Origin of the sequence: Streptomyces deccanensis (assembly GCF_022385335.1) — a bacterium.
Lineage (GTDB): Bacteria > Actinomycetota > Actinomycetes > Streptomycetales > Streptomycetaceae > Streptomyces > Streptomyces deccanensis.
Genome location: NZ_CP092431.1, coordinates 3628293 through 3653603, shown reverse-complemented (window position 1 = coordinate 3653603; position 25311 = coordinate 3628293). Strand labels below are relative to the sequence as shown.

The window sequence follows — 25311 nt, the reverse complement described above, 5'->3', positions numbered from 1 at the left end:
GCGCCGCCCGGCACCCGGGCCCGTCACGACCCGGCGGTGGACGCCAGGTCGGCTCGTGCCCCCGGCACCGGGATCCGGCCGCCGGGCACCCCTGAGCGCAGCCGCCGCCGCACGCCTCGTACGAGGGTGGGCGCCGTGAACGACGCGCCGTGCACGAAGCGCATCGCGGGGCCGAAGCCGGCGGCCGTGGTCAGGCCCGCGAGGAACAGGCCGGGGACCGTGGACTCGAAGTCCCGCCCGACGGCGGGCGAGCCGTCGGACAGGGGCACGAGGTCCGCGCGCACCTCCGGCGAGAGCAGATCCAGCCGGTCGCACCCGGCCCTGAACCCCGTGGCCGCGATGACGTGTTCGGTGTCCAGCGAGGTCAGCTCGCCGCTCCGGTCGACCGTCTCCAGGCGCACGCCGTCGCCCGTCTCGTACGCCACGGCGACCTCCTGGCCGAGCCGTACCTCGACGGTGCGCTCGACGCGGTCGCGCAGCCACCAGGCACCCGCGGGTCCGAGCGCCTCGGCGGCCACTCGCACCCGTCGCGCCTCAGGCAGACGGCGGTACCAGCCGGGCCGCTCGGCATAGAACCAGTTGCGCCAGCCGCAGCCCAGGCCGCTGTGCGGGGAGCGGACCGAGTGCAGCGCGGGGCGCACCAGCGGGGGTGGCACGTCGTTCCAGCGGAGGTGGGGGGAGCGGGCCAACACCCGGGCCCTGGTGCCCTGTTCGGCGAGGAGCGCGGCCGTCTCCAGTGCCGCCTGGCCACCGCCGATCACCGTGACGTCCCTGCCGCGGAACCGGCCGAGGTCGTGGTGGTGGCTGCTGTGGGAGACCCGGTCGGCGGACAACTCGCGGAACACGGGCGGGACTTCGACGAAGGGGATCACACCGACGGCGAGGACCACCGTACGGGCGCGGACCACGTCGCCGTCGGTCAGGACCGCCTCGAAGCCGCCGCAGCGGCGCCGGACGCATGCCACCGTCCGTTCGTCGACGGGGGGAACGGCGTTCCGGGCGAACCACAGCCCGTAGGAGGCGAAGGTGCCGACCGGGATCGGCAGCCCGTGGCGGGCCTCGACGCCACGCTGCGCGCAGTACACGTCGAGGCGCCAACGCCCCTCGGGATCGGAGAGGTTGGAGGCCCACGGCTCGGACTTGAGGAACATGCCGGGCGGCATGTGGTCCCGCCAGGACGCCATGGGCCGGCCGAGGACGCGCAGGCTCAGCCCGGCGGCCGCGGCGTGGGACGCGATGGACAGGCCGTACGGGCCGGCGCCCACCACCAGCAGGTCGTACATCAGGCACTGCTCGCTTTCTCGTTCTCGGCACGCTTCTCGGCGCGGTTGCCGGCTCGGTTCTGGGCGCTGTTCTCCGCCCGGTGGCCGTCGGGGGCGCGGTGATGGTCGGGAGCGCGCTCGGCGGGGGCGCGTACGTGCCGGTCGGGAGCGGGCGCGCGGGGCGCCAGCAGTCGGCCGAGCGCGTGGCGCGGCCACATGGACCACAGCGCGAGGCCGGGGGCGCGGTCGTCCCGCGCGTACCAGGCCAGCTCGCGCGCACCCGGCCGGGACGGCGGGCAGGGGAGCGGATGGGGGCGCAGCGCGGTCAGCGGGGCGTAGTTCTCCACGACGAAGGTCCGGCCCGGCACCGGCGCCCCGTCCGGCACCCGACGGCCGGTCAGGTCCAGGTGCAGGGCGCGTACGACGTCGATACCGGCGGTGTCCGTGAACAGCCGGAACTGGGCGCCGGGACGGGGGTTGAAGTCGAGCAGGTGGTAGACGTCGGTCCGGCCCTCGCGGCGGAAGTCGAGGTCGAACACGCCCCGGTAGCCGAGCGCGCCGGTCAACCGCTCCGCCAGGGCCTGCACCTGGGGGTTCGGCGTCCAGCGGCCGACCGTGGTCAGGCCCGCGCCGGGCGGCCAGGCGCCCAACTTCCGGCCGGGCCCGCCGCAGCGCACGACTCCGGCACGGTCCACGTAGCCGTGGAAGAACCAGTCGCGGTCCAGCCCCGGCGGCAGGAAGGCCTGGAGCAGCAGCCGGCTGCCCGCCCGCTCCGTACGCCGATACAGGGCCGCCGCCTCCCCGGCCGAGCGCAGCACCACCGTGCTGCGCAGTCCCGATCCGGCGGGCAGCAGCCACGGACGGCTCCACTTGGCCACCACCGGCAGGCCCAGCTCACGGGCGGCGGCCTCCGCCTCCGCCGCGCTGTCGGGGACGGCGGTCGCGGGGTGCGGGAGGCCCAGCCGCCCGCACAGCACGGCGAGTTCGGCCTTGTCGGCCACCTGCTCGGCGAGGTCGGGCGGCCCGGCTGGCAGCAGGAAACGGTCCGTCAGCTCCGCGCGCAGTCGGGCGGCGGCCACCGCGCTCGCGTCGTCCAGGGCGACCAGCACGGCCGGGCGGCCGACCCGGTTCGCCACCTGGCGCAGGACGCGCGCGAACTCGTCGAGACCGGCCCCCGGGCGGGGTGGGGTGTGGGTCGCGCGGATGAACCGGGAGCTGCGCACGGGGCTCGCCGCGCAGTCGGCGACCAGATGCACCTCCACCCCGGCCCGCCCCAAGGACCGTACGGCTCCCAGGGTTCCGTGGTGGAAGGGATTGCGGTCCGTCCGCAGCAGTACGGCCGGAACGCGGGTGTCGAGCGGCGACACATTCATTTCGTCGGGGTCCTCGCACATTTCTTTGACGTCGGGTCACCCGTGCGGGCGATTCGGGCACCCGAAGGCCGGAGCCCCAGTTGGCGGAATTCGTATTCGTATGACTGATTGTCAGTAGGTGGAAATCGGCGGCGGAAAGCAGTGAAGTGAAGAAAGCGGAGAGAGGGGCGGACATGGCTCCACAACAGCGGCGGCATCGGCACAGGCGGTCCCGCGGCAGACGGCTGGCGCTCGTCGCGGCCGGCGTGGTCGCGTCGTTCGCCCTCGCGTCGGTCCCGGTGTACGCCGGGGGCACGCAGCTGGTGGTCCGGGTGACCGACCCACCGGCTCCGGCGACCCCGGCCACTTCCACGACCCCGGCCACTCCCACGGTGTCTCCGGCCCCCACGGTCCCGGCCGCTCCGACGGCACCCCTCGTCCCGAACGCGTCCGTCGCGCCGCAGGGCACCTCGCCCCTGCCGGCCACTCCCTCCCAGACCCCGAAGCCTCCGGAGCAGCTGCCGGCCATGGGCGCCTATCTGCACTACGGGCCCCGTGGCGTCGCCCGGATCGCCGAGCTGAGCGACTGGCTCGGCGGCTCCGACCTGCGGGTGGCGCACACCTATCTGCCGGGCGACCGCTGGTCCAACATCGAGGGGCTGCCCGGCTTCCTGGACTCCTGGGCGGAGTGGCGGCGCGACGAGGACGACCGGATGTTCGTCCTCAACGTGCCCATGATGGAGCGCAACGAGGAGGGCGTCTCCGACTGGGAGGTCCGCGCGCTGCTGCGCCGCGCAGCCGCCGGTCAGTTCGACCACCACTACCGCCGACTCGCGCAGCGGCTGGTCGAGTTGAAGATCCCGGACACGGTGATCGTGCTCGGCTGGGAGATGAACGGCATCACGTACACCCATCGCTGCGGGCCCGACCCGGAGAGCTGGAAGAAGTACTGGAACAGGATCGTCACCACGATGCGCGCGGTGCCGGGCCAGAAGTTCAAGTTCGACTGGACCCCGAACCGCGGCCGGGACGCCATTCCCTGGACGCAGTGCTATCCGGGGGACGACACGGTCGACATCATCGGCATGGACTCCTACGACCAGCCGCGCGGAATCACCTTCGACGAGCAGGTGAAGGAACCGTACGGTCTGCAGGCACACGTCGATTTCGCGAAGGCGCACAAGAAGCCCATCTCCTATGCGGAATGGGGACTCTTCCGCAACGGCGACAACCCGGAGTACATGCGGCGCATGCTCGCCTGGATGGACGAGCACAAGCCGCTCTACAACACGCTCACGGACTACTGCCCGCACGGTGTCTGGCAGTGCGCAGCCAACCCGAAGGCGGCCCAGGTGTACCGGTCGATGCTCTTCGGCCGTGACACGGACGCGTCCGCCACCCCGAAGCCGACGCCCACACCCACGCCCACCCCGACGCCGACCCCCACGCCGAAGCCGGCTCCCACCACGCCCGTACGCCCGCCGAACTGCTCGCCGCTGGAGCTGGGCGACTGGGTGGAGTACTGGATCGGCGGGAAGCTCTGCATCCGCACGGACTGGTGGGCGCGCTACCGGTGACCCGCGGACGGCGGCGGGCGGCTCACCGCCCGCCGCCGTCACCACGGTCCTTCTTCGTGGTCTCCGGGTTCTTCGGGTTCTTCGCGTCCTTGCGGGCGCGCCAGCGGCGGACCAGCTCCTTGCCCTGGCCGCGGGCCGCCGCGTCGCAGACCGCCGCCGACAGCAGCGGTGCGGTGCGGCGGCGGGCCAGCAGCAGCCGCTGGTTGACCACGGTGTCCGGGCGCCAACGCAGCTTGTACGGCTCGGCGCCCCGCAGCAGGCTCAGCACCTGCTGGGCGCCGGAGCCGACGTGCCCGGCGCAGGCGTCGAGCAGCATGGTGGCGACGTCCGCCTTGCGTTCGCGCAGCCGGGGGTGGGCGCCGTAGAGGTAGCCGCCCGCCAGCCGGCGCGACAGCAGGGTGACGTCGACGGCCAGGACGTCGCCGCCCAGCCGGAACTCGGTCACCACGGCGTCCCCCGAGCGCACCATCGGCCCGACCGAGCGGACCAGGTGTTCGGAGAATCGGGGCCGCATGTGCTCGGTGGTCACCTTGCGGTCCTGCCACTGGAGCCGGTGCAGGTCCAGCATGGTCCGCAGCGCCGCGTCCACCTCGTCGGCGCGCACGGCACGCGGCTCGATACCGAGGTCGCCGAGCTTGCGGAGCTTGGCACGCACCCGCTGGGCCCGGGAGTTGGGCAGCCGCTTGAGCAGTTCGTCCATGGGCTCGGCGGGCAGCTCCAGACAGACCGAGTCCGCCACCTTGCGACGCGGACCCGGCCAGCGGTCGTAGATCCGTTCGACGGCGGCGCCCGGCCGTACCTCGCGGAAGTCGATCAACGCCGTCCGGGCGACGGCCGACAGCCCTTCGGCGAGCGCCGCCGAGGCCTGCTCGGTGTGCTCGTCGTCGAGGAGGACGTCCGCGAAGTCGGAGATGGGGCAGCCGAGCGGGACGAGGGTGGGCAGCGGACGCCGTACGAGCATCAGCGGGGCGGCCGCGCGCAGCTCGGCACCGTCGCGGACCAGGACCAGACGGAGTCTGCCGGGGGTGCCGTACGACAGCCACCAGGAGTGCAGCCAGGCGTGGTTCTGGAACGGGGTGGCCGCGCCGCACCGCCGGTACAGCCGGTCCCAGGCCTCGGTCAGCTCGCCGAACTCGGCCTCGTCGGTGCAGAGTTCGGCGCGCAGGGTGGTGCTCGACCCCGTCTGCAGGGTGCTGGTCACAGCTGACCGTGGGTGTCTGCGGCGAGAGCGGGGCCCGGTACGGAGGCGGCGGGTGGTGTCTGTGGGGTGCGTCGGGGCCGGACCAGCAGGGCGAGCCCGCCGAGCAGCCCGCCGGCGGCGGTGCCCACCAGACCGGTCACCGTCGACGACGCCGAGGACGCCTCGGTCGGCCTGGTCGCGCGGGCGAACTCCCGCAGCTCGACGCGCGTGGACCGTTCGGAGTCGTTCGCGTGCCGGGTCAGCGCGCGTGAGACGGCGTTGGCCATGTCGGCGGCGAGGTCCGGCCGTGCGGAGGTGGCCGACACGGCGACCATCGGCGCGTCCGGCGACGTCGCCGTCCGCACGTTCTTCCGCAGCGTCCCGATCGGCACCCCCGCCCACACCTGGGCGTCCCCGAGCACCGCGACCTGGGTCGCGACCCGCCCGTACGCCTGGGCGAAACCGAGCGCCGTCTGGGGGTCCGACCCCTCGGCGGGCACGGCGACGACATAGCTCGTGGCGGTGTACACGGGCGCCTTCACCACGCCGTACGCGCCCCCGGCCAGCCCCCCGAGCAGCGCGCCGGCGGCGAGCAGGGACCAGGAGGGCAGGGACCTGACGCGGGAGAGGGGAGCCGACCCACGGGTCGGGCTGTCGGTCGGGTGTTCGGACGTACGGTCGGTCATACGGAACTCACTCCCAAGGGCGGGGTCGGCGAGGGCGTGCTGGAGACGGCGGCCGCGTACACGTCCATGAGCTGGGCGGCGCTGCGGGTGATGCAGTAGTGCTGGGCGGCGGCGGGGACCGCGCGAGAGCGCGTGCCCTGCGCGCGGACGTCCAGCAGGGCGCGTACGAACGACTCCGCGCCCCCCTGGACGCGTCGGGCGCCCACGGTCGATTCCGGGGGCAGGTCCTCGATCGCCGGGCAGGAGACATAGAGCACGGGCAGCCCGGATGCCATCGCCTCCACCACCGCGAGCCCGAAGGCCTCCTCGGCGCTGGGTGAGGCGAGGACGTCCATGGCGTTCATCAGGGAGGGGAGATCGGCGCCGGGGGCCCCGGCCGCCGGGCGTTCCCCGGTGAGCAGGACCCGGTCGGCGACCCCGGCGCGCTGGGCGGCCCGCCGCAGCACGCTCTCCTCGGCTCCGCCGCCGACCACCAACAGCCAGCAGTCGTCCGGCAGTTGGGCCAGGGCGCGGATCAATACGTCGAACCGCTTGCTCGCCGCGAGCCGGCCGACGCCCCCGACGACGTACGCGTCCTCCGGTAGCCCGAGCCGCCGCCGCGTCAGCTCCCGCAGGTCCGCGTCGAAGCGGAAGCCCGCGAGGTCGATGCCGTTGGGCACGACCTCGATCCGGGGGGCCGGCACGCCCCAGCGCTTCAGCCGGTCGGCGACGGTCGGCGAGACGGCGACCGTGGACCGGCCGAGCCGCTCGCTGGCGAGGTAGAGGGCGCGCACGCCGGCGGAGAGTCGTCTGCCCTCCATCTGCGAGTCGCCGAGGGAGTGCTCGGTGGCGACGACCGCGCGGACCCCCGCCAGCCGGGCGGCGATCCGGCCGTAGACGCAGGCCCGGTAGAGATGGGTGTGGACGAGGTCGTAGCCGCCCGCGCGGATCAACCGCACCAGCCGGGGGAGCGCGGCGAGATCGCGGTTCCCCGCCATGCCGAGGTGGGTCACGCGGACGCCGTCGGCGGTGAGGCCGTCGGCGACCGGGCCCGGGTTGGTCAGCGTCACCACGTCGCAGTCGACCGGCAGGTGCCGCAGCAGCAGCCGCAGTTGCTGTTCCGCGCCGCCGACGCCGAGGCCGGTGATGATGTGCAGCGCCTTCACGTCGGCTCAGACCCCCTCGACGGGACGCCGGCGCAGCCGGTGCAGCTTCCGCTTCAGCAGCAGCCGCAGGGCCGTGTCCTCCTCGCCGATGTGCACCCGGGGCAGCGCGTACGGGCCGTTCAACGGGCCGGGGTCGATGGCGCAGGCGTAGGCGTACCCGGCGTCCCGCACGGCGTCGGCGGCGCGCTGGTCGAGGGTGCCGTACGGATAGCAGAAGCCCTGGACCGGAGCGCCGATCAGCTCGGCGAGCAGGGTCCTGCTGTCGGCGGTCTCCGCGCGCAGCGTCTCGTCGTCCGCCTCGGTCAGGTCGACATGGGTCAGGCCGTGCGAGCCGATCTCGATGCCCTCGGTCCCGGCGGCCACCCGGATGCCCTGTTTGTCGAGGAGCGGTTTGCGCGGGCCCAGCGGATCCCAGGCGTTCTCGCCGCCGAGCCGTCCCGGCAGCACGAAGAGCGTGGCCCCGCAGCCGTGCGCCCGCAGGCGCGGCAGCGCGTGGTCGACGAAGTCGGCGTACCCGTCGTCGAAGGTGAGCCCCACCAGGTCCCGGGCCTCGCCCCGGGCGCGGGCGGCGAGCAGCTCGGCCATGCCGACCCCGCGCAGCCCCCGCCGCCGCAGCCAGCTGAGCTGCGCGTCGAGGCGGTCGGGCGAGACCGTGACGCGGTACGGGTCGTCGGAGCAGTCGCCGACCGAGTGGTACATGGCCACCCAGAGGTGCGCGGCGGCGGTCCCCGCCGGTCTGCGGCCGGCGGGGACGGACGGGCGACCGGCGGACGCGGACGAGCGGCCGGCGGGGACGGGCGGGCGATCAGCGGATACGGACATCGGCGAGCCTTCGTGTGACGGAACGGAGTGCGGGCGTGACACCGGAGGCGTCCATGGCCCAGGCCAGCAGGACGAAGACGAAGGCGACGACCGCGCCGCCGACGGCGAGACCGAGGACGGGTGAGTCGAACCGGTCGGCGCAGTACATCCCCGCCACGCCCGCGGCCACGGCCGCCCGCACGGGCCGGCTCATCTCGGTCACCACCTGCCGGGTGCGGATCGGCACCGCCCGGCCGCCCATGCCGTACAGCAGGAGCAGGGCGGTCAGGGTGATGCCGACGGCGTTGGCGGCGGCGATGCCGAGGACGCCCCAGGAACCGACGGTGGCCGCGCCGATCCACGAGGTCGCGACGATCCCGGCGACCATGGCGACCAGCGGGTACCACGTGGGCCGGCCCGCCGAGAAGTAGGAGCGGACCAGCGCGCTCACCAGGGCGTGACCGAGCAGCCCGAGGGCGTACACCCGCATCACGGCGGCGGTGGCGGCCGTGTCCCGCGCGGTGAACGCACCACGCTGGAAGAGCAGTTCGATGATCTGCGGGCCGCACGCGAAGATCGCCGCCGCGCCCAGCAGCACGATGCACGACACCAGCGCGAGGTCCTTCTCCACCCGGTTGCGGGCCCGCTCGGTGTCGCCCTCCGCCATCGCCTGCGCCACCACCGGGAGGGTGACGGTGCACAGCATCAGCGAGAACGTCATCGGGATCTGGGCCACCTTCTGCGCGTAGTTGAGGTGCGAGATGGCCCCGGCGGGCAGCGTCGAGCCGAGGAAACGCTCGATGAGGACCTGGGACTGACGGCAGAGCGCGAAGAGCAGGACGGTGCCGAAGAGGGCGAACTCGACGGGGCGGGCGGCGGAGGCGACGGATTCGGAGGGCTGGGCCGACCCGGGCGCGTGGGGTGGCTCGTACGGTTCGGACGCCTCGTACGGTGCGGACGCGGGGCCCTTGCGGCGCAACTGGCGCAGCAGCGACGGCAGCTGGGTGAGGATCATCAGCACGCCGCCCACCGCGACGCCCACGGCCGCCGCCCGCACGCCCCAGCGTCCGCCGAGCACGAACATCGCCGTGATGATGCCGACGTTGTAGGCGACGTAGATCGCCGCGGGGGCCACGAACCGGCGGTGGGCGCGCAGGGCGGCGCTGCAGTAGCCGGCGAGACCGAAGGAGAGGGCGCAGGTGCCGGTCAACCGGGTGCAGTCGACGGCCAGTCGGGGGTTCGGGAGACCGGGGGCGAGCGCCTCGACGAGATAGGGCGCGCCGACGATCAGCAGCAGGGCCGCGGCGACGAAGGCTAGCGTCAGCCGGGGGAGCGTCGAGGCGACCAGCGAGCGGACCGGGTCGCCCACGCCGCCCCGGGCGCGGCGGGCCACGGCCACGCTGAAGGCCGGCACCAGCACGAACGCCATGCCGTCCTCGATCAGCAGCGTCGCCGCGAACTCCGGCACCGTCCAGGCCACCAGGAAGGCGTCCGTCTCGCTGCCGGCCCCGAACAGATACGACAACGCCTGGTCGCGGCCCAGCCCCAGCAGGGCCGCCGCCGCCGTGAGCGCAGCCGTGACAAGCGTGGCCTTGGCGAGAAACCGCCCCGTGGGAGGCGCGACCTCCGACAGATCGGCCTCCCGGGCACCGGGTACCAAGGGCTCGACGACGGGGGAGGCCGACGGCCCGGGGGTGGGGCCGGCGAATGCGGGCGCGGCGTCGTCGGGGCCGGAGGTAGCGGGTCTGGGGGCGGTGGGGGTGTGGACTGCGGGCTTGGGATCTGCGGGGCCCGAGTCCGTGGAGAGGAGGCCCGTCGGGCCGGGGACGGCGTGCGCGGGGGTGTCTGCCGCGTGCGCGCGATCAGTGGCGCCCGAAGCCCTGGAAACGCGGCCTGTGGAGCCGGAGGCACCGGGTGTGGGGCCGGTGAGATCGGACGCCGTGTGGACCGGGTCGGCGGGGTCCGCAGCCGTCGGCACGAGGTCTGCGGTGTCGGCCGCCGTAGGCGTCCGGTGGGGTGGCCCCGGCGGTGTTCCGTGCGGGGTGCGAGGAGGCGTCGTCATCGTGTGCCGGCCTCCTCCGGGACGGGGACCCTGGCGGCTCCGACCGGAGCGGCGCCCGTGGCCGTCCGGTCCGCCAGGGCCCACCACGCCACCAGCCCGAAGCACACGGCGGTCAGCACGGTCGTCGGTCCCCCGATGTCCGCGTACACGAAGTCGACCAGCACCCACGCGACCAGCCCGCAGGCGACGAGCCCGCAGTCGACCCCACCGGCGCGGCGGTCGACACCCCCTGACTGACGGTCGACACCACCTGACCCGGGCGCGATCCCACCGACGCCGCATCCGGGCCCGTCGGAACCACGGTCGTCCCCGGCACACGCGCCGTTCCCGGCTTCACGTCGCGCCCGTACCAGCCCGCGCGCCCCGCACACCGCCAGGGCCAGCCAGCTGCCCCCGAGGGCGAGCAGGCCGATCAGGCCCTGCTCGCTCAGGACCAGGAGGTACATGTTGTGCGGGGAGAGCAGCGGCTGCTTCTGGTAGGCCGTGCCCGCGCCGGCGATGTCGCTGCCGGAGGAGAGCGCCAGCGAGGCGTTGCTGTCGCGGTGCTCGGGGAAGCCCTTCAACCCGACGCCGGTCAGCGGCTGTTCGCGCCACATGCCGACCGCCGCGGCCCACATGGTGTACCGGTCGGTGACGGACTGGTCCGGCGCGTCGGTGACCCGGGTGATGCTGCTGATCCGGTCCTGGAGCATCGTGGACCCGATGCCGAGCCCGCCGACGAGGACCACACCCACGGCGGCCACGGCCGCGAAGACGACCACCGCCCGCCGCAGCCCGGCCAGCACCACCTGGATCCCGCACGCCGCCGCCGCGGCGATCCACGCGCCCCGGCTGAACGACACCGCGAGCGGCAGCACCAGCAGCGCCGAGCAGACCAGCGCCCAGGCCCGCTGCTTCGCCGTCGCGGGCGCCAGCGCGAGACCCACCGCGCACACCAGCCCGAACGACACCACGGTCGCCATCCCCATCACGTCGCCGGCCCCGAAGGTCCCCACGGCCCGGATGTCCTCACCGGCGTAGCTGGCCCCGGTCCCGGTGGCGTACTGGTGCACCCCGACCGCGCCCTGCCACAGCGCGAGCCCCACGAACGACCAGGCCACCACCCGGAAGTCGGACCGGTGCCGTACACAGAGCAGGACCGCCATCGGCACCAGCACGAACACCTGGAGGTACCGGCCGAGCCCGGCGATCCCGGCCCCCGGGTCGCCCGCCCCGGCCGCGGCCAGCGCGAGCCCGACGACCGGCAGCCCGAGGACCACCGTCGCCGTACGGGTCAGGGGGCGCCGCCGGTCCCGCAGCAGCCGTGCGGCGCACCACAGCACGAGGAGGCCGGAGACGGCGTCGGCCGGGGTCGCCCCGCCCTCGGCGTCCGACGTGATCGGCAGCGCGAGCGCGGCGACCACGGCGACCACGGGCAGGACGGGCGCCGCAGCGCGCACAGACGTCACGGTCAGCTCCCCGTCGGACGGACGAGCGCGGCGGCCGTGCGGACCAGGATGCAGAAGTCCTGCCACAGCGACCAGTTGTCGATGTACGCGTTGTCGAAGCGGGCGCGGTCCTCGATGGAGGTGTCCCCGCGCAGTCCGGTGACCTGGGCCAGGCCGGTGATGCCGGTCCGCATCCGGTGCCGGGCAGCGTAGCCCGGGTAGGTCTGTCCGAACTTGGCCACGAAGTAGGGCCGTTCGGGGCGCGGGCCGACCAGGCTCATGTCGCCGCGCAGCACGTTCCACAGCTGGAGCAGCTCGTCGAGCGAGGTGCGCCGCAGGAAGCGGCAGAACCAGCTCATCTCCTGCTCGTTCGCCACGCTCCACCGGGTCGCCGCCTCGTGCGCGTCGGCCGGCCGGTGCGTGCGGAACTTCAGCAGGGTGAACGGCAGCCCGTCCCGCCCGATCCGCTCCTGCCGGAACACCACACCGGGCCCGTCGCCCAACCGCAGCACCACCGCGCAGACCAGCAGCAGCGGGCTCACCATCAGCAGCAGCGCCCCGGACACCACGATGTCCACCAGCCGCTTGCCGACGGTCTCATGACTGCGCGTCAGCTCCAGTCGTCGGCAGGCGAACCCGGCGAGCAGTTCGGTCGAGCCGTCCGGGTCGTACGAGGGGGACTCGGCGTCCACCTCCCACAGCGCGCAGCCGGCGTCCTCCAACGTCCGCAACAGCGGGGCGCGTTCGATGCGCGAGCCGACGACGAGCACGGCCCGCACGCCGTTCTGGAGGGCGGCTCTCCGCACCTCCTCGGCGGTGGTCAGCACGGGCAGGCCGTCGGCCCCGCCGCCCTGGTCGGCGACGACACCGACGGGCCGGATGCCGCACCCCGGGTGGCGCAGGAAGGCGGCGGCCACGCGCTGCGCGGTCGCCGCCGGGCCCACCACCAGGGCCGCGCCGGGGCGCCGGACCAGGGCCCGGCGCCGCTGCCAGTGGACCGTGCCCCGGCCGACACAGGCCGCCGCGGACTGCAGGGCGCAGCCGAGGGCCAGCTCATGGGCGGCGAGCGCGTGATCGGGGGAGTGCGCGGCCACACCGGCGCCGAGGACGCACCAGCCGAGCACGATCCGCGCGCACACGGCGGGCAGTTCGTCGAGCACGGCGGGCACGGCCGGCGGCCGGTAGAGGCGAGCCCTGGTGTTCAGCCACGCCACGGCCAGCGCCAGGGCGGCCGCCATCAGGGGGCGCCCGGGGGTGGTGTCACCGGTGAGGACCAGCACCGCCAGCAGGGCCGCGCCGCTGTCCACGGCGAGCAGCGGCAGCCCTGAGGGAGGCCGGGCGACGGGGCGCCGGCCGGCCGGGAAGGTCAGGCCGCCGACGGTCTCGCGCGGCGGGGCCACCGAGACGGACGCGCCGCCGAACTCGCGTTGCTGTCCACCGGAGGAGGGGACGGTGCTTTCCGTACGTTCCGCGGTCACGTGTGGATGGACTCCCTGCACTCGGTGGCTTTCCCGCGCCGGCCGTCCGCACCGCCGAGCAGTTCGCGGTACACGCCCGCGACGGCCTCGTTGGTGTGCCGTACGTCGTGCGTGGTCAGTACGTGTTGGCGCCCCTGGTGGCCGAGCGACTCCCGCAGCAGCGGGTCGAGCAGCAGACGGGCGACGGCCCCGGCGAGCGCCGCGGGGTCCTCGACGGGCACCGGCTCCTGGCCGGGCGGCAGACTCTCGCGGGCTCCGTCCACCTCGGTGAGCACGACCGGCCGCCCGCACGCCATGGCCTCCAGCGGCGCCAGCGCCATGCCCTCCCACCGCGACGGCAGGACGACCAGATCGGCCGCCTGGTACCAGGGCACCGCGTTCGCGACGGCTCCGGCGAACAGCACGCCCTCGGGCGCCAGCGCCCGCAGCCGCTCGCCCTCCGGCCCGTCCCCGACCAGCACCAGCCGCGCCCCCGGCACCCGCCGCAGCACCTCGTCCCAGGCCGCGAGGAGCACGTCCTGCCCCTTCTGCCGGCACAGCCGTCCCACGCACACCACCAGCGGCGCCGCCGGATCGACCCCGGACAGCAGCGGGATCTGGGCGCGCACGGTGTCGACGGCGGCGGGGTGGAAGCGCCCGGCGTCGACCCCGTTCGGGATCACCGTCCAGCGCGCCCGCACCCCGGCCCGCTCCCCGGTGACGCGCTCCGCCGCACTGACGCACACCACACGCGAGGCCCAACGCGCCCCCGTTCGCTCCCATCCGAGCGCCAGCGCCGCCATCGCGCCGTCCACGGCCTCGAACGACCAGGCGTGCGGCTGGAACACGGTCGGCACGCGCCCCCGTACGGCGAGTCGGCCCGCGAGCCCGGCCTTCGCGCTGTGCGCGTGCACCAGGTCGGGCCGTACGTCGTCGAGGATCCGCCGTACCCCGCGGACCTCGGACAGGAGCGTGGGCCCCGGCGACCGGGTGGCCGCCCAGTGCCGTACATCGGCGCCGAGCGCGCGCAGTTCCGGGGCGAGCGGACCGTCGGGGCAGGCCACCGCGACGCACAGGCCGTCGGCGAGCTGGGCCCGCACCAGGTCCGTCACGACACGGGCCACGCCGCCGTCGACGGGCTGGGTGAGGTGCAGGACCCGCGACGGAGGGTCGGATGGTGACAGTTGCATGCGGGTTCCTCGCTCAAGGGCGGCGCCGGGCGGCGCGCGTCACGGCTTGGCGTCGACGGCGACGAAGAGCGCCCCGACCCAAGCCGCGTCCCGCTGCGAAACGAGACGGAAGGCCAACTGGTCACCGCCGCGCTGGATTTCGTCGTCCAGTTCGAGAACGTCCGAGTCGTATCCGAGGGTGTTCGCGTACGCCGGCGTACGCCCCGTGACGACCGCCCCTTGCTGGCTGATCGTCGAATTGAGGACGTCGTCGACGGGGTTGGCCGCGTCCCCGAGCGCGACGGCCGGACCCCGCCCGGTCGAAACGGTGAGCGAGTCGCCCGCGCTCCCGCGATCCCCGTCGTAGGCGACCAGCCCCACGGTCCCGCGCGCCCGTTCCGGCAGCGCCGCTCCACTGAGCAGGACCCGCTGCCCACCGTCCGTCAGGAGCGCGTCGAAGCCCGTCGAGAGCGTGTCGAACCCGTCCCACATGGCCAGGTGCCGCAGCGGTTCCGCCGGGTTCTCGTAGGCCACCGTCAGCGTCCAGCCGCCCCACGCCCCGGCTGCCGAACGGCCCATCGCCACATTGACCTGCGCGACCGTGTAGAGCCCCGAACCGCTCGACCGCACCAGGTCCGTGACGTCCGCCGAGGCCTGGAACGCGTCCGCGTCCCGCGTCACCCGGTGCCCCACCATCGAGTCCGCGAGCACCTCCTTGTACGCGCCGCCGGGCTCCGCGATCAGCACCCGCCCGTTGTCCTTCTGGGGCTTCTGCTCGCCCACCCGCAGGTTCCCGCCCCAGTACAGCCGCGCGTACGACACCCGCGCGCCCGGCGGCAGCCGGACCTCGCCCCGGCTGGAGTTGTAGGTGTTCGGGTCCCGGTCGACGTCGACGTAGAACATGTCGAAGTCGTCGTTCACGGCGGTACGCCCCCCGCGCGCGTCGGCGCACGACGGCGCGGTCGGCGGGGACGCCGAGGGCTGGGCGGACGCCGAGGGCTGGGGGGCCGCCGCCTGGGTACGGCAGGTGATGGAGGAGTTGGCCGCGCGGACGATCCCGCCGTGCTGCAGCGCCCGGTAGCGCTGGGTGAAGGCCACGCGCTCGGCCTCGGGGGAGGGAGCGGGTGGGGCGGCCGTCGCGGGAGCGCCGGGCCCCCAGAGGACGGCGAGGGCGCAGCAGCCCACCCATGCGCGGCGCAGCAGAGGACCCGGGTGAATTCGCATGACCGGCGGTGCCCTTTCGGGAGCTCGTTCGGGTGCTTGTCGGGGCGATTCCGCAGACCGTCGAGGTGTCGAATATCTGCGGATCTGATAAAGGCCGCGGCGGCCTGGGGAGGTGCGCAACTCTAGCCCGCTATGTGTATGTATTCGCGGAACATGCCAACTGTGTCGGAACGGTGAAGCGAGCGATTCGGGAGATCACCCCTTTGGAGGCACAACCCCCGGCGCATGCCGCGCGTTGACTCCAGCGCCGGGCATCCCCGCCCGAGTGTTTTTGCATCAACTCCAAGGAGCACCTCTCCATGTCGCGTATCGCGAAGGGCCTGGCCCTGACCTCCGTTGCTGCCGCGGCCGTGGCGGGCACCGCCGGCGTCGCCACCGCCGACAGCGAGGCGAAGGGCTTCGCCGCCCACTCCCCGGGCGTGCTGTCGGGCAACGTCGTGCAGGTTCCGGTTCACGTGCCGATCAACGTGTGCGGGAACACCGTCAACATCATCGGTCTGCTGAACCCGTCGTTCGGCAACAAGTGCTTCAACGACTGACGTTCGAAAACTGACGTCCCCGGACTGACGTTCGCACGTTGACACATGAACCGGCCGTCCTCCCCGCAGGGAGGGCGGCCGGTTCGTGTTGCCCCGAATGGGGTCCCTCGGTTGCAGACGGAGAACGCCGATTTCACGGTGAAAAGACAAGGTCCGAAGCCAGACCTGAAAGCCAAGGCCGAAGGCCGAGGCTGAAAGTCGAGGCCGGAAGTCAAGGTCAAGGACGAGGCGAAAAGCCGATCGTCGCACCGTTGAAAGGAACATTCATGCGTGCTCTGTCCGCACGGCGTCTCGCGGTCCCCGCCCTCTGCGCCACGCTCCTGCTCGGCGTCACCGCCCCCGCCGCCCTGGCGGCCGACGCCGGGACGACGCGTGACCGCGCCCGGTCGGCGGCCGCCCCCGTCCCCGGCGCGGACGCGCTCCTCGTGCAGCTCAAGGGTCTGGGCGACCTCGGTGGCGTACTGAAGCCGGTGACCGATCTGCTCGACGCCGTGCTCAAGGCGGACAACGGTCAGCTCTCCGCCGAACAGGCGGCCGAGCTGGGCAAGGCCGTGCGGGACGCCATCGACAAGGCCAAGGCGGCGGCCCCCGCGACCCCGCCGGCCGCCCTGCCCGCCGACCCGGCCACGCCCGTCGTACCGCCCGCCCCGGCCGTACCGCCCGCGCCCGACGTGCCGGTCGCTCCGGCCGTCCCCGCCCCGCCGCCCGCGCCCGCCGTACCCCCGGCGCCGCCTGCCGTGAACACGCCCGCCGTCCCGGCGGCGCCGTCGGTGCCGGCCGCGCCGCAGCTGCCCGTCACGCTGCCCGCGTACGACCGGGGCCCGGCGCAGCCGGCCGGCAGACTCGCGGCGAACCCGGTGACCGACGCGCTGGCCGCTCTGCAGTCCGCCGTCGACGCCCTGCTCAAGGCGGTCACCTCCGGTGACCTCGCCCAGGTCGTGCCCGCCGTCACCGGGGTGGTGACCGCACTCCTCAAGGTCATCGCCGCCATCCTGGTCGGCAGCGGCCTCCCCGTCCCGGCCGACCTGCCGCCCGTACAGCCGCCGGCCGAACTGCCCGTGGCGCCGCCCGCGGAGCTGCCCGTGGCGCCGCCCGCGGTCGTGCCGCCGGTTCGGTAGGCACCGCCAAGAGAGCCGTCGGGCCGACCGCCATCCCGGTCGGTGCGACGGCTCTTTCGTATGACCTGTCGTTCGGCGTCAGATATGACCTGTCCGGTACGGGGTTTCCGTCGACGTCAGGGCTCGTTGGACACGGCGCAGTGCTTCCAGTATTCCGAGGAGAGGAACACGATGAAGTCCCTGAAGGCCGCCGCTGTCGTTGCCGGGTCCATGGCCATCGCTGGCGCCGCCGCGCCGGCCTTTGCCTACGACGCCACGGACGTCACGCCCACCAGCCTCAACGGCGCGGTGAACACGCTCTTCAAGGAGCCCATCTCACCCGCCCCCCTGCAGCAGCAGTCGAACGCGCTCGACACCGAGAACAAGGACTCCGTGCTCCACACGGTGAGCGGCGCGACCAAGACCCTCAACTCTCCCGGCGGCCCGAGCCAGCTCCTCGGCGGTCTGCCCCTCCAGGGCTGACCGATCCCCTCGCGGTCCCCCGGGGCCGGTTCCGCACGTTCGCGGAACCGGCCCCGGGCGTTCTCCCGCCCCCGGTCGTGGTCCCTCCGGTTGTTCTCCCGCGCCCCTGGGTCGTTTCCTCGCCCCTCCCCGGAGGGAATTCCACGGTGTTCGAGGCGTGTCCCTCGTTCGTGTGGTCGGTCGTCGGCTGTCGCCCGGTCGGGTGAAAAGGCGGCCGGGTCGTTTGGCGGGCGTGGATAGGGTTCCGCGGTGACTTCAACTTCCGCTGAAACCCGCCCTTTCCGCCCCGCAGACCTCGGCACGCTCGTCGTCATGGCGTGGAGCGGTGAAGCCCCCGACGGGGACATGCCCTACCTGCTCGCCTACACCCTGGGCGACGGGCAGAGCGGTCCCGAGGGTTCCACGGCCGCCGTCGCCGATCTGCTGACGAGCCTCGGTCTGTCCATCGGCGAGAAGGTCGTCGACGGCGCCGCCCACCCCAGCCTGCCGGTCACCCTGCTCGTCGAGGCGGGCCAGGCCGTCGTCACGATGCCGCAGCTCAACGCCCAGTGCCCCGCTCCGCCGGAGTGGCTCGCCGCCGTCGGCCGACGCGGCTTCGCCTATCTGCTCTTCGCGACCCGCCCCTGGCCCGAGGCCCGGCCCGGCACGCCCGTCGAGCCCGAGGCCCTCGCCGCCTTCGCCGGCGACACCGAGACGCTGACCAGCGCGGCACACGTCCTCCTGCCCGCCCGCACCCTGCGCGGCTGATGACCGCCCCGGCAGGGCGATCGGCGGGTCGGGCGGGTACGGCGGGCGCCAGTCGTGCCTTCGCGATCCTGCTGCTGATCAGCGGCGCGGCCGGGCTGCTCGCCTCCTGGGTCATCACGCTCGACAAGTTCAAGCTGCTGGAGGACCCGAACTTCACCCCCGGGTGCAGCCTCAACCCGGTCGTCTCCTGCGGCAACATCATGACGAGCGACCAGGCCTCCGCCTTCGGCTTCCCCAATCCGATGATCGGTCTGGTGGCCTACGGCATCGTCATCTGCGTCGGCACGAGTCTGCTGGCCGGTGCGGCCTTCCCGCGCTGGTACTGGCTGACCTTCGACGCGGGCACGCTGTTCGGGGTCGGCTTCGTGACCTGGCTCCAGTTCGAGTCGCTGTACCGGATCAACTCGCTCTGTCTGTGGTGCTGCCTGGCCTGGATCGCCACGATCGTCCTCTTCTGGTACGTGACCTCGTTCGTCGTCCGCAACGGATTCCTGCCCGCGCCGACCGGACTGCGCAGCTTCCTGGGCGAGTTCACCTGGGTGTTCCCGGTGGTGCACCTGGGAGTGATCGGCATGCTCATCCTGACCCGCTGGTGGGATTTCTGGACCAGCTGACCAGCTGACAACCTGCTCGCCCGACCAGCAGATCAGCCCACGAGCAGATCAGCCCACCAACCACCAGTGGGCCGATAGGCCTCTCGGACTATTGCGGCACTCGGGCGAATCTTCGGCTGAGGGAGATCTCCGGATCGTTCACCGAGTACGGACGCCGAGCCCCGGATCCGCCCATTCCTGAAAGGGACCGTACCGAGATGAAGCCGACCACCCGAGGAACCCTTGCCGCCGTCGTCACCGGTGTGGTGGCCGCGGTGGGCGCCTCCGCAGCCCCCGCCGTCGCGGCCGAGACGGTCCCCGTCCCCCTACCGCTCGAAGGGGTGGAGCACTCCCTGAACGTGAAGATGCCCAGGCTGGGCGGGGAACTGCCGCTGCTGAGGCCGGGAGCCCCCGAGGGTCCGACGTACGTCGAGGGCCGGCTGCTGCCCGCCAGCACCCTGCCGCAGGTGCCGCTCGGCGCCGCGCTGCCGGGGCTCCAGGCGGAGACCCCGCTGCCCCGGATCGTCGGGGAGGGCTTCGAGCGGGTCGGCGTCGACGCCCCCGCCGCCGACCTGCGGACCCTCACCCCCGGGCTGAACGTGGACACCCCGCTGACCGCGCCCAACCCCGACGCGCTGGGCCTGCCCAGCCTCAAGGACCCCCAGGCGGCCGTCCTCACCCCGGTGCTGCGGACGGCGCCGACCGCGAACCTCGGGCTCGTCTGAGCCCGCGGCGACACGGAGACGAGGCCCGGGCCGTACGCGCCCGGGCCGGCCGCCCGGGGGTCACCGCTACCGAACACGACGAGGAGAGAGTGTTGTTCGTCGGCAGAATGACGAGCAGAGCGACGAGCAGAGTGACGGTGGACCCCGCCGCCGGCCGGAGCAGAACGCGCCGCAACGCGCTGCGCGCCCTGGGCGTGTCGGCCCTCGCCCTGGCCGTGGCCCCCGTCGTCGCCGCCGCGTGGCCACGCGGGTCGGCGCGCCCGGAGGAGGCCGAGTTCGACGAGTCGTACCGGGGCCACCGTATCCGCGGCTCCAGGACCGACACGGGCCAGGCCGCCTATCTGGGCGCCCGGACGCCCGGTGTCGACACCTGGGACGTCACCGTCGACGGACGCCCGCTGCACCTGATGCGGCGGGCCGACGGCACGTATCTGAGCATGATCGACCACTACCGCTCGTACCCGACGGCCCTGGAGGCGACCCGCGCCGCCGTCGACGAACTGGGCACGGCCCAGCGCCTGCGCGTGGCGGCCATGGTGGAGGGGGCGGTCGGCCATGGCCTACACGCGTAAGGACGTCAGCACCCTCACCCGTAGCGAGCGGCGGCGGTTCGTCGGAGCCCTGCTGCAGCTCAAACAGCGCGGTGAGTACGACGAGTTCGTGCGGATGCACATCGACCACTACGTCTCCGACGGCGACGGCGGCCTGCGTACGGCCCACATGGCGCCCTCCTTCCTGCCCTGGCACCGCCGGTTCGTGCTGGAGCTGGAGAAGGCGCTGCGCCGGATCGACGACTCGGTGACCGTGCCCTACTGGGACTGGACCCGGGACCGTACGACCACGTCGGTGCCGTGGACGGCCGATCTGCTCGGCGGCAACGGCCGACGCTCCGACAAGCGGGTGATGACCGGCCCCTTCGCGTACGGGACGGGGAGGTGGACCATCACGGAGGGGCTCACGGACATCGAGTACCTCACCCGGGACTTCGGTTACCCCCGCAACCCCGTCGGTCTGCCCACCGCCCGTGACCTGGACGCGGCCCTCGCCGAGCCGGTCTACGACAAGGCCCCCTGGAACTCGGTCAGCCGCGGGGGATTTCGCAACCGGCTCGAAGGGTGGGGCCAGGGGACCGGCAACGGCTCCTGGCTCAACCACAACCGGGTGCACCGGTGGGTGGGCGGGCACATGGTCGGCGGCGCCTCCGTCAACGACCCCGTCTTCTGGCTGCACCACGCCTTCATCGACCTCCAGTGGACGCGCTGGCAGCGACGGCACCGGGGCGCGCGCTACCTCCCGGCCGAGCCGCCGGCCCGGGGCGACTCCCAGCGGGGGCGGATCCTGGCGCGCGACGAGCGGATGCCGCCGTGGAACGTGACGCCGGGGCAGATGGAGGAGATCGGGAGCGTGTACCGGTACGCGTGACGGATGTACGTGACGGATGCGCGTGACGGATGCGCGTGACGGATGTCCGTGACCGATTGGAGTCACCGATGTCCGTGACCGATACGCGAGAAGCCCCCGACGGTGGTGACACCGTCGGGGGCTTCTCGCGTATCGCCGTGGCGCTCGGGGTGTCGGCCCCGTCAGTGGCCGTAGCCGGACGGGCCGGGGCTGCCGGCGTTGCCCTTGTGGTGGTCGCCGCCGTTGTTGACGCAGACGTTGCCGAAGGCCGGGTTCAGCAGGCCGACGATGTCGATCGTGTTCCCGCACAGGTTGACCGGCACGTTGACGGGGACCTGGACGACGTTGCCCGACAGGACACCCGGGGAGCCGACGGCCTTGGCCTCGGCGCCCGCGTCCGCAGAGGCCAGGCCGGCACCGCCGAGCACGACGGCGGACGTGCCGAGCGTGACGACGGCTGCCTTCGCGATGCGAGACATCACGTTCTCCTTCTTGATCGGTGAGCACGACCGCTTCTTCGTGGCCGCACGCCCCTTCAACGCGCCCGCGCACCGAGGGTCACGGCGTGCATCTGGGGATCACCCATTCCGAACGCGAGTGTGGGAACGACGTCTCCGGCTGCCCGGCGGCGACCGGAATTCGGGTGCGCTGAGGAACGCCGGGCGGCTAGCCTCCGGCGCGACGGGGTGGCAGTCGAACAGTGGGGCAGAGGAGTGAACGGCGTGGAGAAGCAGGCGTCAGCACGGGGCTTGAGCGCGGAGACGGCCGCGCAAGCCGAGGCGACGGACCGGACCGATCCCGTACTGCGGACCTTCGTGCGCGACGGGCGTCTCGTCCGGCTGCCGGCCCGGTGGCAGCGGAAGCTGGTCGTGCTGCGGTACGTGGCGGAGCGGACCTTCGAGCCGGGCGTCGAGTACCCCGAGCGCACCGTGAACGAGAAGCTGCGCGCCTGGTGCGAGGACGCCCCGGTGGACCATGTGACCCTCCGCCGCCACCTGGTGGACCTGGGCCACCTCCACCGGCAGCACGGCTCCTACTGGGTCCCTGAGACAGCCCTCGCACACTGACCCCGACAACCTGACGAGGTCACAGCGAATCGGGGGCCTACTCCTCACCCCCGATGACGCCACGCTTCTTGCGCCCGCGACACGCCCTCCCCGCCTTGCTGGCGACATGGAGATGAGCGCACGCCTGCCCCTGTCTTGAGCCTGCACGAGTCCACAGGTGGGCCACGGCTGGCTGAGCACGGTTCCGAGGGTCACCGCGCATTCCCGCGGGGTTCCGTCGAGCCTCCAGCCGAGTCGCTTCAGCGCGATTTCAGCGACTGCAGAAGCTTGATGTAGATGCCGTTGAAACGAGCGCCCTTGTCCATATAGGCGGCCCCGACCGCCACACTGCCCATCCGCGGTCTCGCGGTCCAGGGGGATCGCCTGCTCCTTCATCGCGCTCGTCGATTTCGCTGGATCGTCTCGATTGATCACGAGCCCATGAGCCTGGGCGTGGCCGAGGAAGAAGCGACGGGTGGCCTGAATCGGTCCTGGCCTGTTCAAGCCGCGGCGTGTGCCGGCCAAGGATCATGCCGAGCCGGGTTGCCGCAACGGGGGCCGGGTACCCGATGTCCGCTTTGGAGGGTGCCATGAGGTCGCTGACTCGCAAAGAACCGGTTGGGCAGGTTCCATCATGCTGTGTCGGAGGTCGTAACCATCTAAGCTGGTTCCATGGTTGTCGTGTATTCCCCTGAGTTCCGTCTCGGCAAGTTGCTGGCGACCAACTTCACGGGGACCCTGTCGGAGCGGTACGGCGAGGCGGTGGAGCGTATTCCCGTGCCGTCCCGGCTCGTGGACTGGCTGGCGATCCATGGGCTCGAGGTCGATTCCTGCACCCCGTCCCAGCTCGACCACGCCCGAGAACTGCGGGAAGCGATGCACGCAGCCGCCACCGCCGTGGCGAAGCAGGACCCGCTGCCCCCCTCGGCCGTACAGGTCATCAATGACTGCAGTGCTCACGGCCTGGCCTCGGCGGTCCTGACGGCCGAGGGCGGCCGGGAGTGGTGTCTGGGTTCCGCCTCTGTGGAGGACGCACTCAGCGTGATCGCCGCGGACGCGATCAGTCTCCTTGCGGGAGAACGAGAAGGAAAGATCTCCTTGTGCGCATCACCCACGTGCCGAGCCGCGTTCTTCGACACCAGCCGGGGCTCCACCCGCAAGTGGTGCGACATGAACACCTGCGGCAATCGTGAGAAGAAGGCGCGCTTCCTCGCCAACAAGCGCAAGCACTCCAGCCTTGCCGGCTGACCACCATCCCTTGTACGCCGCGGCATCTCCGGTTCCGTGCCCTGGCGGACAGCCTGATAGACGAGCGGATCGGAGCGGGGCAGACCGATTTCGCCACGCGTTTCGCGGCGCCGTACGCGACCAGGATCCTGTGCATGATGCTGGGCATCGACGAGGGCGACTGGAAGAAGATCCACCAGCTCGCATCGACGATCGGGCTGGGTCTCGGCGTTTCGATCCAGGAGAACATCGCACAGATCGACGAGGCCGTCGTCGAACTGACCTGACGCGGAGTCCCTGGTGCGGAGCAGGAGGGAGTCGCCTCGGAACGACTTTCTGAGCACGCTGGTGGAAACGAGGGACGCGGACAACGGCAAACTCTCGGATCAGGAACTGAGCAATCTCATCATCCTGCTGATCTTCGCGGGGATAGACACGACCCGGAACCAACTGTCCCTGGGCGTCGAATCGTTCTCGAGGCAGCCGGAGCAGTGGGAGAAGCTGGCCGCAGACCCGGACCGCTGCGCCGCCAGGACGGCCGAGGAAGTGCTGCGCCTGAATCCGATAGGCCGTTGGATCTCGGGGGAAGCGGCGGAGACTTTCCAGCACAAGGAACGCGTGATCGAGAAGGGTACGACAGTCCACCTGTTCACCCTCGCATCGGCCACTGATCCCGCCGCATTCGACAACCCGGACCGTATCGACCTCGACGCAGAACGCTCACCTCATTTCGCGTTCGGCGGCGGCATCCATCATTGCCTGGGTCATTTCGTCGCCAGGGCGGACATCGCCGTGGCTCTGGAGGCTCTGTCCACGCGCCTCACCGACCTGCGGGCGGGGGAGGGTGCCGAATGGCTGCCTGATTCCGGAAAACACCGGTGCGAACAAGCTGCCGATCACCTTCACCCGGCGGCCCTGAACTGAAACGACGGAGCTCCTGGCGGACGGGTATCCGATCGTGGTCACCCGTGCTCATCTGGAGCTCCGCGTACTTCTGGACACTGCATGACGAGGTGGAACCACCTCAGCAGGTTGCTTCACGAAGTGCAAGCAGGGTAGAACCGTCATAGGTGGTTCTGTGTCGACTCGGAGATTTCAGGACACCCACCAAGGCCAGGGTGGCCCGGCCGCCGGCCACGGCGATCCAGCGGGGAGCGGTCACCAACAGCCCTGCGAAGCACTCCCGCACCACGCCTGGACCGGAGGTCGGTGACGATGGTGGATCTGACGGTACTGCCGAGCTACATCGCGGTGATCCTGCTCTTCCTGGGCCCGCCCGGGCCTGATATGGCCTACATGCTCGCCGTGGGTCTCGAAGGCGGCCGCCGGGCCGCGCTGAAGGCCATCCTCGGCATCGGAACGGGCATGAGCGTCTACGCCGCGGCCGCTGTCGCCGGAATCGGCAGGATCGCCGACTCATACCCGTTGATATTCGATACGGTGCGCATCCTGGGTGCCGTGTATCTGCTGTGGGTGGCCTACGGCACGCTGCGCAATGCGCGTCGTGCGCTCCAAGGGAACAGCGATATCGAGACGGGTCGATGGTATGTGCGGGGCATGCTCGTCAGCCTGACGAACCCGAAGATCATCCTGTTCTTCATCGCGATACTCCCGCAGTTCATAGGAAGCGCGGACAACCCTGAGGTGCAGATGGCGATGCTCGGTGCCATCGACATTCTGATGGAGATCATTCTCTACGGAGGAATTGGGGTGCTGGCGGGATTCTTCCAGGCGCGCGTCGTCGGCTCGACGAAGGCGACGGCTGTCCTGAACTACATCGCGTGCGCCGTTTATGTGGTCCTCGCGGTGACGATCTGCGGCGAAATCGTGGCGACCCGTACGGTCGCGTAGCGGGGGAGGGAGCGGTGATGGCTCATTGCGGGAAGATCATTCACTCATGGGCGGGATGACCTGCTCGCTTCGGATGCCGTCGGCGGCTGATGCGACGCCGGAGAGAGGCGCTCGTGTGCGCCGCCGTCCGGGGGCGTTGATGTCAGGGGTGGATGCCAGAGGTTCGTCTGATCTCTAGTTCCCGGCTAAGACTGGTCAGCAGCGGTCCTGCCAGCCGCCGCGAGGCCCCAGAAACGGACAGGGTCGATTGCTGGGACTGC

The 25311-nt window shown here is 72.4% G+C and carries 26 protein-coding genes; 14 read left to right on the top strand and 12 right to left on the bottom strand.

Annotated elements, in window-relative coordinates:
• Nucleotides 1–23: 23 nt before the first annotated feature.
• Together L3078_RS16275 and L3078_RS16270 are read right to left on the bottom strand one after the other, a co-directional pair.
• Nucleotides 24–1283: an NAD(P)-binding domain-containing protein gene (locus L3078_RS16275; RefSeq protein ID WP_239754398.1), complete on the bottom strand. Its 1260-nt coding sequence runs from the start codon at nt 1281–1283 to the stop codon at nt 24–26.
• On the bottom strand, nt 1283–2635 hold the full coding sequence (locus tag L3078_RS16270) for a carboxylate--amine ligase (protein WP_239754397.1): 1353 nt from the start codon (nt 2633–2635) through the stop codon (nt 1283–1285). The genes L3078_RS16275 and L3078_RS16270 overlap by 1 nt, the downstream gene beginning before the upstream one ends.
• Before the next feature lie 173 nt (nt 2636–2808).
• On the opposite strand from L3078_RS16270, the gene L3078_RS16265 reads away from it, so the two are divergent.
• On the top strand, nt 2809–4191 hold the full coding sequence (locus tag L3078_RS16265) for a glycoside hydrolase family 26 protein (RefSeq protein WP_239754396.1): 1383 nt from the start codon (nt 2809–2811) through the stop codon (nt 4189–4191).
• A gap of 22 nt (nt 4192–4213) precedes the next feature.
• On the opposite strand, the gene L3078_RS16260 is transcribed toward L3078_RS16265, so the two are convergent.
• From L3078_RS16260 to L3078_RS16220, 9 genes are all read right to left on the bottom strand, one after another.
• Complete coding sequence (locus L3078_RS16260) at nt 4214–5392, bottom strand: GNAT family N-acetyltransferase (protein WP_239754395.1); 1179 nt, start codon at nt 5390–5392, stop codon at nt 4214–4216.
• Nucleotides 5389–6057: a YveK family protein gene (locus L3078_RS16255; RefSeq protein ID WP_239754394.1), complete on the bottom strand. Its 669-nt coding sequence runs from the start codon at nt 6055–6057 to the stop codon at nt 5389–5391. Before L3078_RS16255 ends, L3078_RS16260 begins: the two co-directional genes overlap by 4 nt.
• Nucleotides 6054–7202 carry a glycosyltransferase gene (locus L3078_RS16250; RefSeq protein ID WP_239754393.1) on the bottom strand — a complete coding sequence of 383 codons (1149 nt, stop codon included), beginning with the start codon at nt 7200–7202 and terminating at the stop codon, nt 6054–6056. The genes L3078_RS16255 and L3078_RS16250 overlap by 4 nt, the downstream gene beginning before the upstream one ends.
• Before the next feature lie 6 nt (nt 7203–7208).
• The gene (locus tag L3078_RS16245; RefSeq protein ID WP_239760342.1) at nt 7209–7901 is read right to left on the bottom strand and encodes a polysaccharide deacetylase family protein; all 693 of its coding nucleotides are present in this window, start codon (nt 7899–7901) and stop codon (nt 7209–7211) included.
• 106 nt (nt 7902–8007) lie between these two features.
• Nucleotides 8008–10065, bottom strand: a complete 2058-nt coding sequence (gene murJ, locus L3078_RS16240) for a murein biosynthesis integral membrane protein MurJ (RefSeq protein ID WP_239754391.1) — start codon at nt 10063–10065, stop codon at nt 8008–8010.
• Nucleotides 10062–11504 (bottom strand): O-antigen ligase family protein, encoded by a 1443-nt coding sequence (locus L3078_RS16235; RefSeq protein ID WP_239760341.1) that lies wholly within the window; start codon nt 11502–11504, stop codon nt 10062–10064. The genes murJ and L3078_RS16235 overlap by 4 nt, the downstream gene beginning before the upstream one ends.
• Nucleotides 11505–11515: 11 nt before the next feature.
• Nucleotides 11516–12970 (bottom strand): exopolysaccharide biosynthesis polyprenyl glycosylphosphotransferase, encoded by a 1455-nt coding sequence (locus L3078_RS16230; protein ID WP_239754390.1) that lies wholly within the window; start codon nt 12968–12970, stop codon nt 11516–11518.
• Nucleotides 12967–14139 carry a glycosyltransferase gene (locus tag L3078_RS16225; RefSeq protein ID WP_239754389.1) on the bottom strand — a complete coding sequence of 391 codons (1173 nt, stop codon included), beginning with the start codon at nt 14137–14139 and terminating at the stop codon, nt 12967–12969. Before L3078_RS16225 ends, L3078_RS16230 begins: the two co-directional genes overlap by 4 nt.
• Before the next feature lie 39 nt (nt 14140–14178).
• Nucleotides 14179–15342, bottom strand: coding sequence for a DUF3344 domain-containing protein (locus L3078_RS16220; protein WP_239754388.1), 1164 nt, complete (start codon nt 15340–15342; stop codon nt 14179–14181).
• A gap of 299 nt (nt 15343–15641) precedes the next feature.
• On the opposite strand from L3078_RS16220, the gene L3078_RS16215 reads away from it, so the two are divergent.
• From L3078_RS16215 to L3078_RS16180, 8 genes are all read left to right on the top strand, one after another.
• A complete protein-coding gene (locus L3078_RS16215) occupies nt 15642–15881 on the top strand; it encodes a chaplin (protein ID WP_239754387.1) in 240 nt (79 codons plus the stop codon).
• A 266-nt stretch (nt 15882–16147) separates the two neighbouring features.
• On the top strand, nt 16148–16999 hold the full coding sequence (locus L3078_RS16210) for a hypothetical protein (RefSeq protein ID WP_239754386.1): 852 nt from the start codon (nt 16148–16150) through the stop codon (nt 16997–16999).
• A gap of 171 nt (nt 17000–17170) precedes the next feature.
• On the top strand, nt 17171–17461 hold the full coding sequence (locus L3078_RS16205) for a hypothetical protein (RefSeq protein WP_239754385.1): 291 nt from the start codon (nt 17171–17173) through the stop codon (nt 17459–17461).
• A gap of 249 nt (nt 17462–17710) precedes the next feature.
• The gene (locus L3078_RS16200) at nt 17711–18208 is read left to right on the top strand and encodes a DUF5949 family protein (RefSeq protein WP_239754383.1); all 498 of its coding nucleotides are present in this window, start codon (nt 17711–17713) and stop codon (nt 18206–18208) included.
• Nucleotides 18208–18822 (top strand): vitamin K epoxide reductase family protein, encoded by a 615-nt coding sequence (locus L3078_RS16195; RefSeq protein WP_239754381.1) that lies wholly within the window; start codon nt 18208–18210, stop codon nt 18820–18822. The genes L3078_RS16200 and L3078_RS16195 overlap by 1 nt, the downstream gene beginning before the upstream one ends.
• 197 nt (nt 18823–19019) lie before the next feature.
• Nucleotides 19020–19526, top strand: coding sequence for a hypothetical protein (locus L3078_RS16190; RefSeq protein ID WP_239754379.1), 507 nt, complete (start codon nt 19020–19022; stop codon nt 19524–19526).
• 107 nt (nt 19527–19633) lie between these two features.
• On the top strand, nt 19634–20098 hold the full coding sequence (locus L3078_RS16185) for a tyrosinase family oxidase copper chaperone (RefSeq protein WP_239754377.1): 465 nt from the start codon (nt 19634–19636) through the stop codon (nt 20096–20098).
• Nucleotides 20082–20948 (top strand): tyrosinase family protein, encoded by an 867-nt coding sequence (locus L3078_RS16180; protein ID WP_239754375.1) that lies wholly within the window; start codon nt 20082–20084, stop codon nt 20946–20948. Before L3078_RS16185 ends, L3078_RS16180 begins: the two co-directional genes overlap by 17 nt.
• Before the next feature lie 161 nt (nt 20949–21109).
• On the opposite strand, the gene L3078_RS16175 is transcribed toward L3078_RS16180, so the two are convergent.
• Nucleotides 21110–21406, bottom strand: a complete 297-nt coding sequence (locus L3078_RS16175) for a chaplin (RefSeq protein WP_239754373.1) — start codon at nt 21404–21406, stop codon at nt 21110–21112.
• Between the two features lie 243 nt (nt 21407–21649).
• Here L3078_RS16175 and L3078_RS16170 point away from each other — a divergent pair, with 243 nt between their 5' ends.
• The 5 genes from L3078_RS16170 to L3078_RS16155 all read left to right on the top strand — a co-directional run bounded on the left by L3078_RS16170 (nt 21650) and on the right by L3078_RS16155 (nt 25051).
• Entirely contained in the window at nt 21650–21994 is a 345-nt protein-coding gene (locus tag L3078_RS16170; RefSeq protein WP_420864070.1) for a DUF2087 domain-containing protein, read from the top strand.
• A 651-nt stretch (nt 21995–22645) separates the two neighbouring features.
• Nucleotides 22646–23221, top strand: coding sequence for a CGNR zinc finger domain-containing protein (locus L3078_RS16165; protein WP_239754371.1), 576 nt, complete (start codon nt 22646–22648; stop codon nt 23219–23221).
• A gap of 134 nt (nt 23222–23355) precedes the next feature.
• A complete protein-coding gene (locus tag L3078_RS44580) occupies nt 23356–23487 on the top strand; it encodes a hypothetical protein (protein ID WP_275593148.1) in 132 nt (43 codons plus the stop codon).
• A 61-nt stretch (nt 23488–23548) separates the two neighbouring features.
• Nucleotides 23549–24124, top strand: a complete 576-nt coding sequence (locus tag L3078_RS16160) for a cytochrome P450 (protein WP_239754369.1) — start codon at nt 23549–23551, stop codon at nt 24122–24124.
• 291 nt (nt 24125–24415) lie between these two features.
• Nucleotides 24416–25051, top strand: a complete 636-nt coding sequence (locus L3078_RS16155; RefSeq protein WP_239754368.1) for a LysE family translocator — start codon at nt 24416–24418, stop codon at nt 25049–25051.
• Nucleotides 25052–25311: the final 260 nt, after the last annotated feature.

Excerpts from the sequence above, each read along its gene's own strand:
- L3078_RS16275 (WP_239754398.1), bottom strand. The coding sequence starts at position 1,283 with ATGTACGACCTGCTGGTGGTGGGCGCCGGCCCGTACGGCCTGTCCATC.
- L3078_RS16270 (WP_239754397.1), bottom strand. The coding sequence starts at position 2,635 with ATGAATGTGTCGCCGCTCGACACCCGCGTTCCGGCCGTACTGCTGCGG.
- L3078_RS16265 (WP_239754396.1), top strand. The coding sequence starts at position 2,809 with ATGGCTCCACAACAGCGGCGGCATCGGCACAGGCGGTCCCGCGGCAGA.
- L3078_RS16255 (WP_239754394.1), bottom strand. The coding sequence starts at position 6,057 with ATGACCGACCGTACGTCCGAACACCCGACCGACAGCCCGACCCGTGGG.
- L3078_RS16245 (WP_239760342.1), bottom strand. The coding sequence starts at position 7,901 with ATGTACCACTCGGTCGGCGACTGCTCCGACGACCCGTACCGCGTCACG.
- murJ (WP_239754391.1), bottom strand. The coding sequence starts at position 10,065 with ATGACGACGCCTCCTCGCACCCCGCACGGAACACCGCCGGGGCCACCC.
- L3078_RS16225 (WP_239754389.1), bottom strand. The coding sequence starts at position 14,139 with ATGCAACTGTCACCATCCGACCCTCCGTCGCGGGTCCTGCACCTCACC.
- L3078_RS16220 (WP_239754388.1), bottom strand. The coding sequence starts at position 15,342 with ATGCGAATTCACCCGGGTCCTCTGCTGCGCCGCGCATGGGTGGGCTGC.
- L3078_RS16215 (WP_239754387.1), top strand. The coding sequence starts at position 15,642 with ATGTCGCGTATCGCGAAGGGCCTGGCCCTGACCTCCGTTGCTGCCGCG.
- L3078_RS16210 (WP_239754386.1), top strand. The coding sequence starts at position 16,148 with ATGCGTGCTCTGTCCGCACGGCGTCTCGCGGTCCCCGCCCTCTGCGCC.
- L3078_RS16205 (WP_239754385.1), top strand. The coding sequence starts at position 17,171 with ATGAAGTCCCTGAAGGCCGCCGCTGTCGTTGCCGGGTCCATGGCCATC.
- L3078_RS16195 (WP_239754381.1), top strand. The coding sequence starts at position 18,208 with ATGACCGCCCCGGCAGGGCGATCGGCGGGTCGGGCGGGTACGGCGGGC.
- L3078_RS16190 (WP_239754379.1), top strand. The coding sequence starts at position 19,020 with ATGAAGCCGACCACCCGAGGAACCCTTGCCGCCGTCGTCACCGGTGTG.
- L3078_RS16185 (WP_239754377.1), top strand. The coding sequence starts at position 19,634 with ATGACGAGCAGAGCGACGAGCAGAGTGACGGTGGACCCCGCCGCCGGC.
- L3078_RS16180 (WP_239754375.1), top strand. The coding sequence starts at position 20,082 with ATGGCCTACACGCGTAAGGACGTCAGCACCCTCACCCGTAGCGAGCGG.
- L3078_RS16175 (WP_239754373.1), bottom strand. The coding sequence starts at position 21,406 with ATGTCTCGCATCGCGAAGGCAGCCGTCGTCACGCTCGGCACGTCCGCC.
- L3078_RS16165 (WP_239754371.1), top strand. The coding sequence starts at position 22,646 with ATGGTTGTCGTGTATTCCCCTGAGTTCCGTCTCGGCAAGTTGCTGGCG.
- L3078_RS44580 (WP_275593148.1), top strand. The coding sequence starts at position 23,356 with ATGATGCTGGGCATCGACGAGGGCGACTGGAAGAAGATCCACCAGCTC.
- L3078_RS16155 (WP_239754368.1), top strand. The coding sequence starts at position 24,416 with ATGGTGGATCTGACGGTACTGCCGAGCTACATCGCGGTGATCCTGCTC.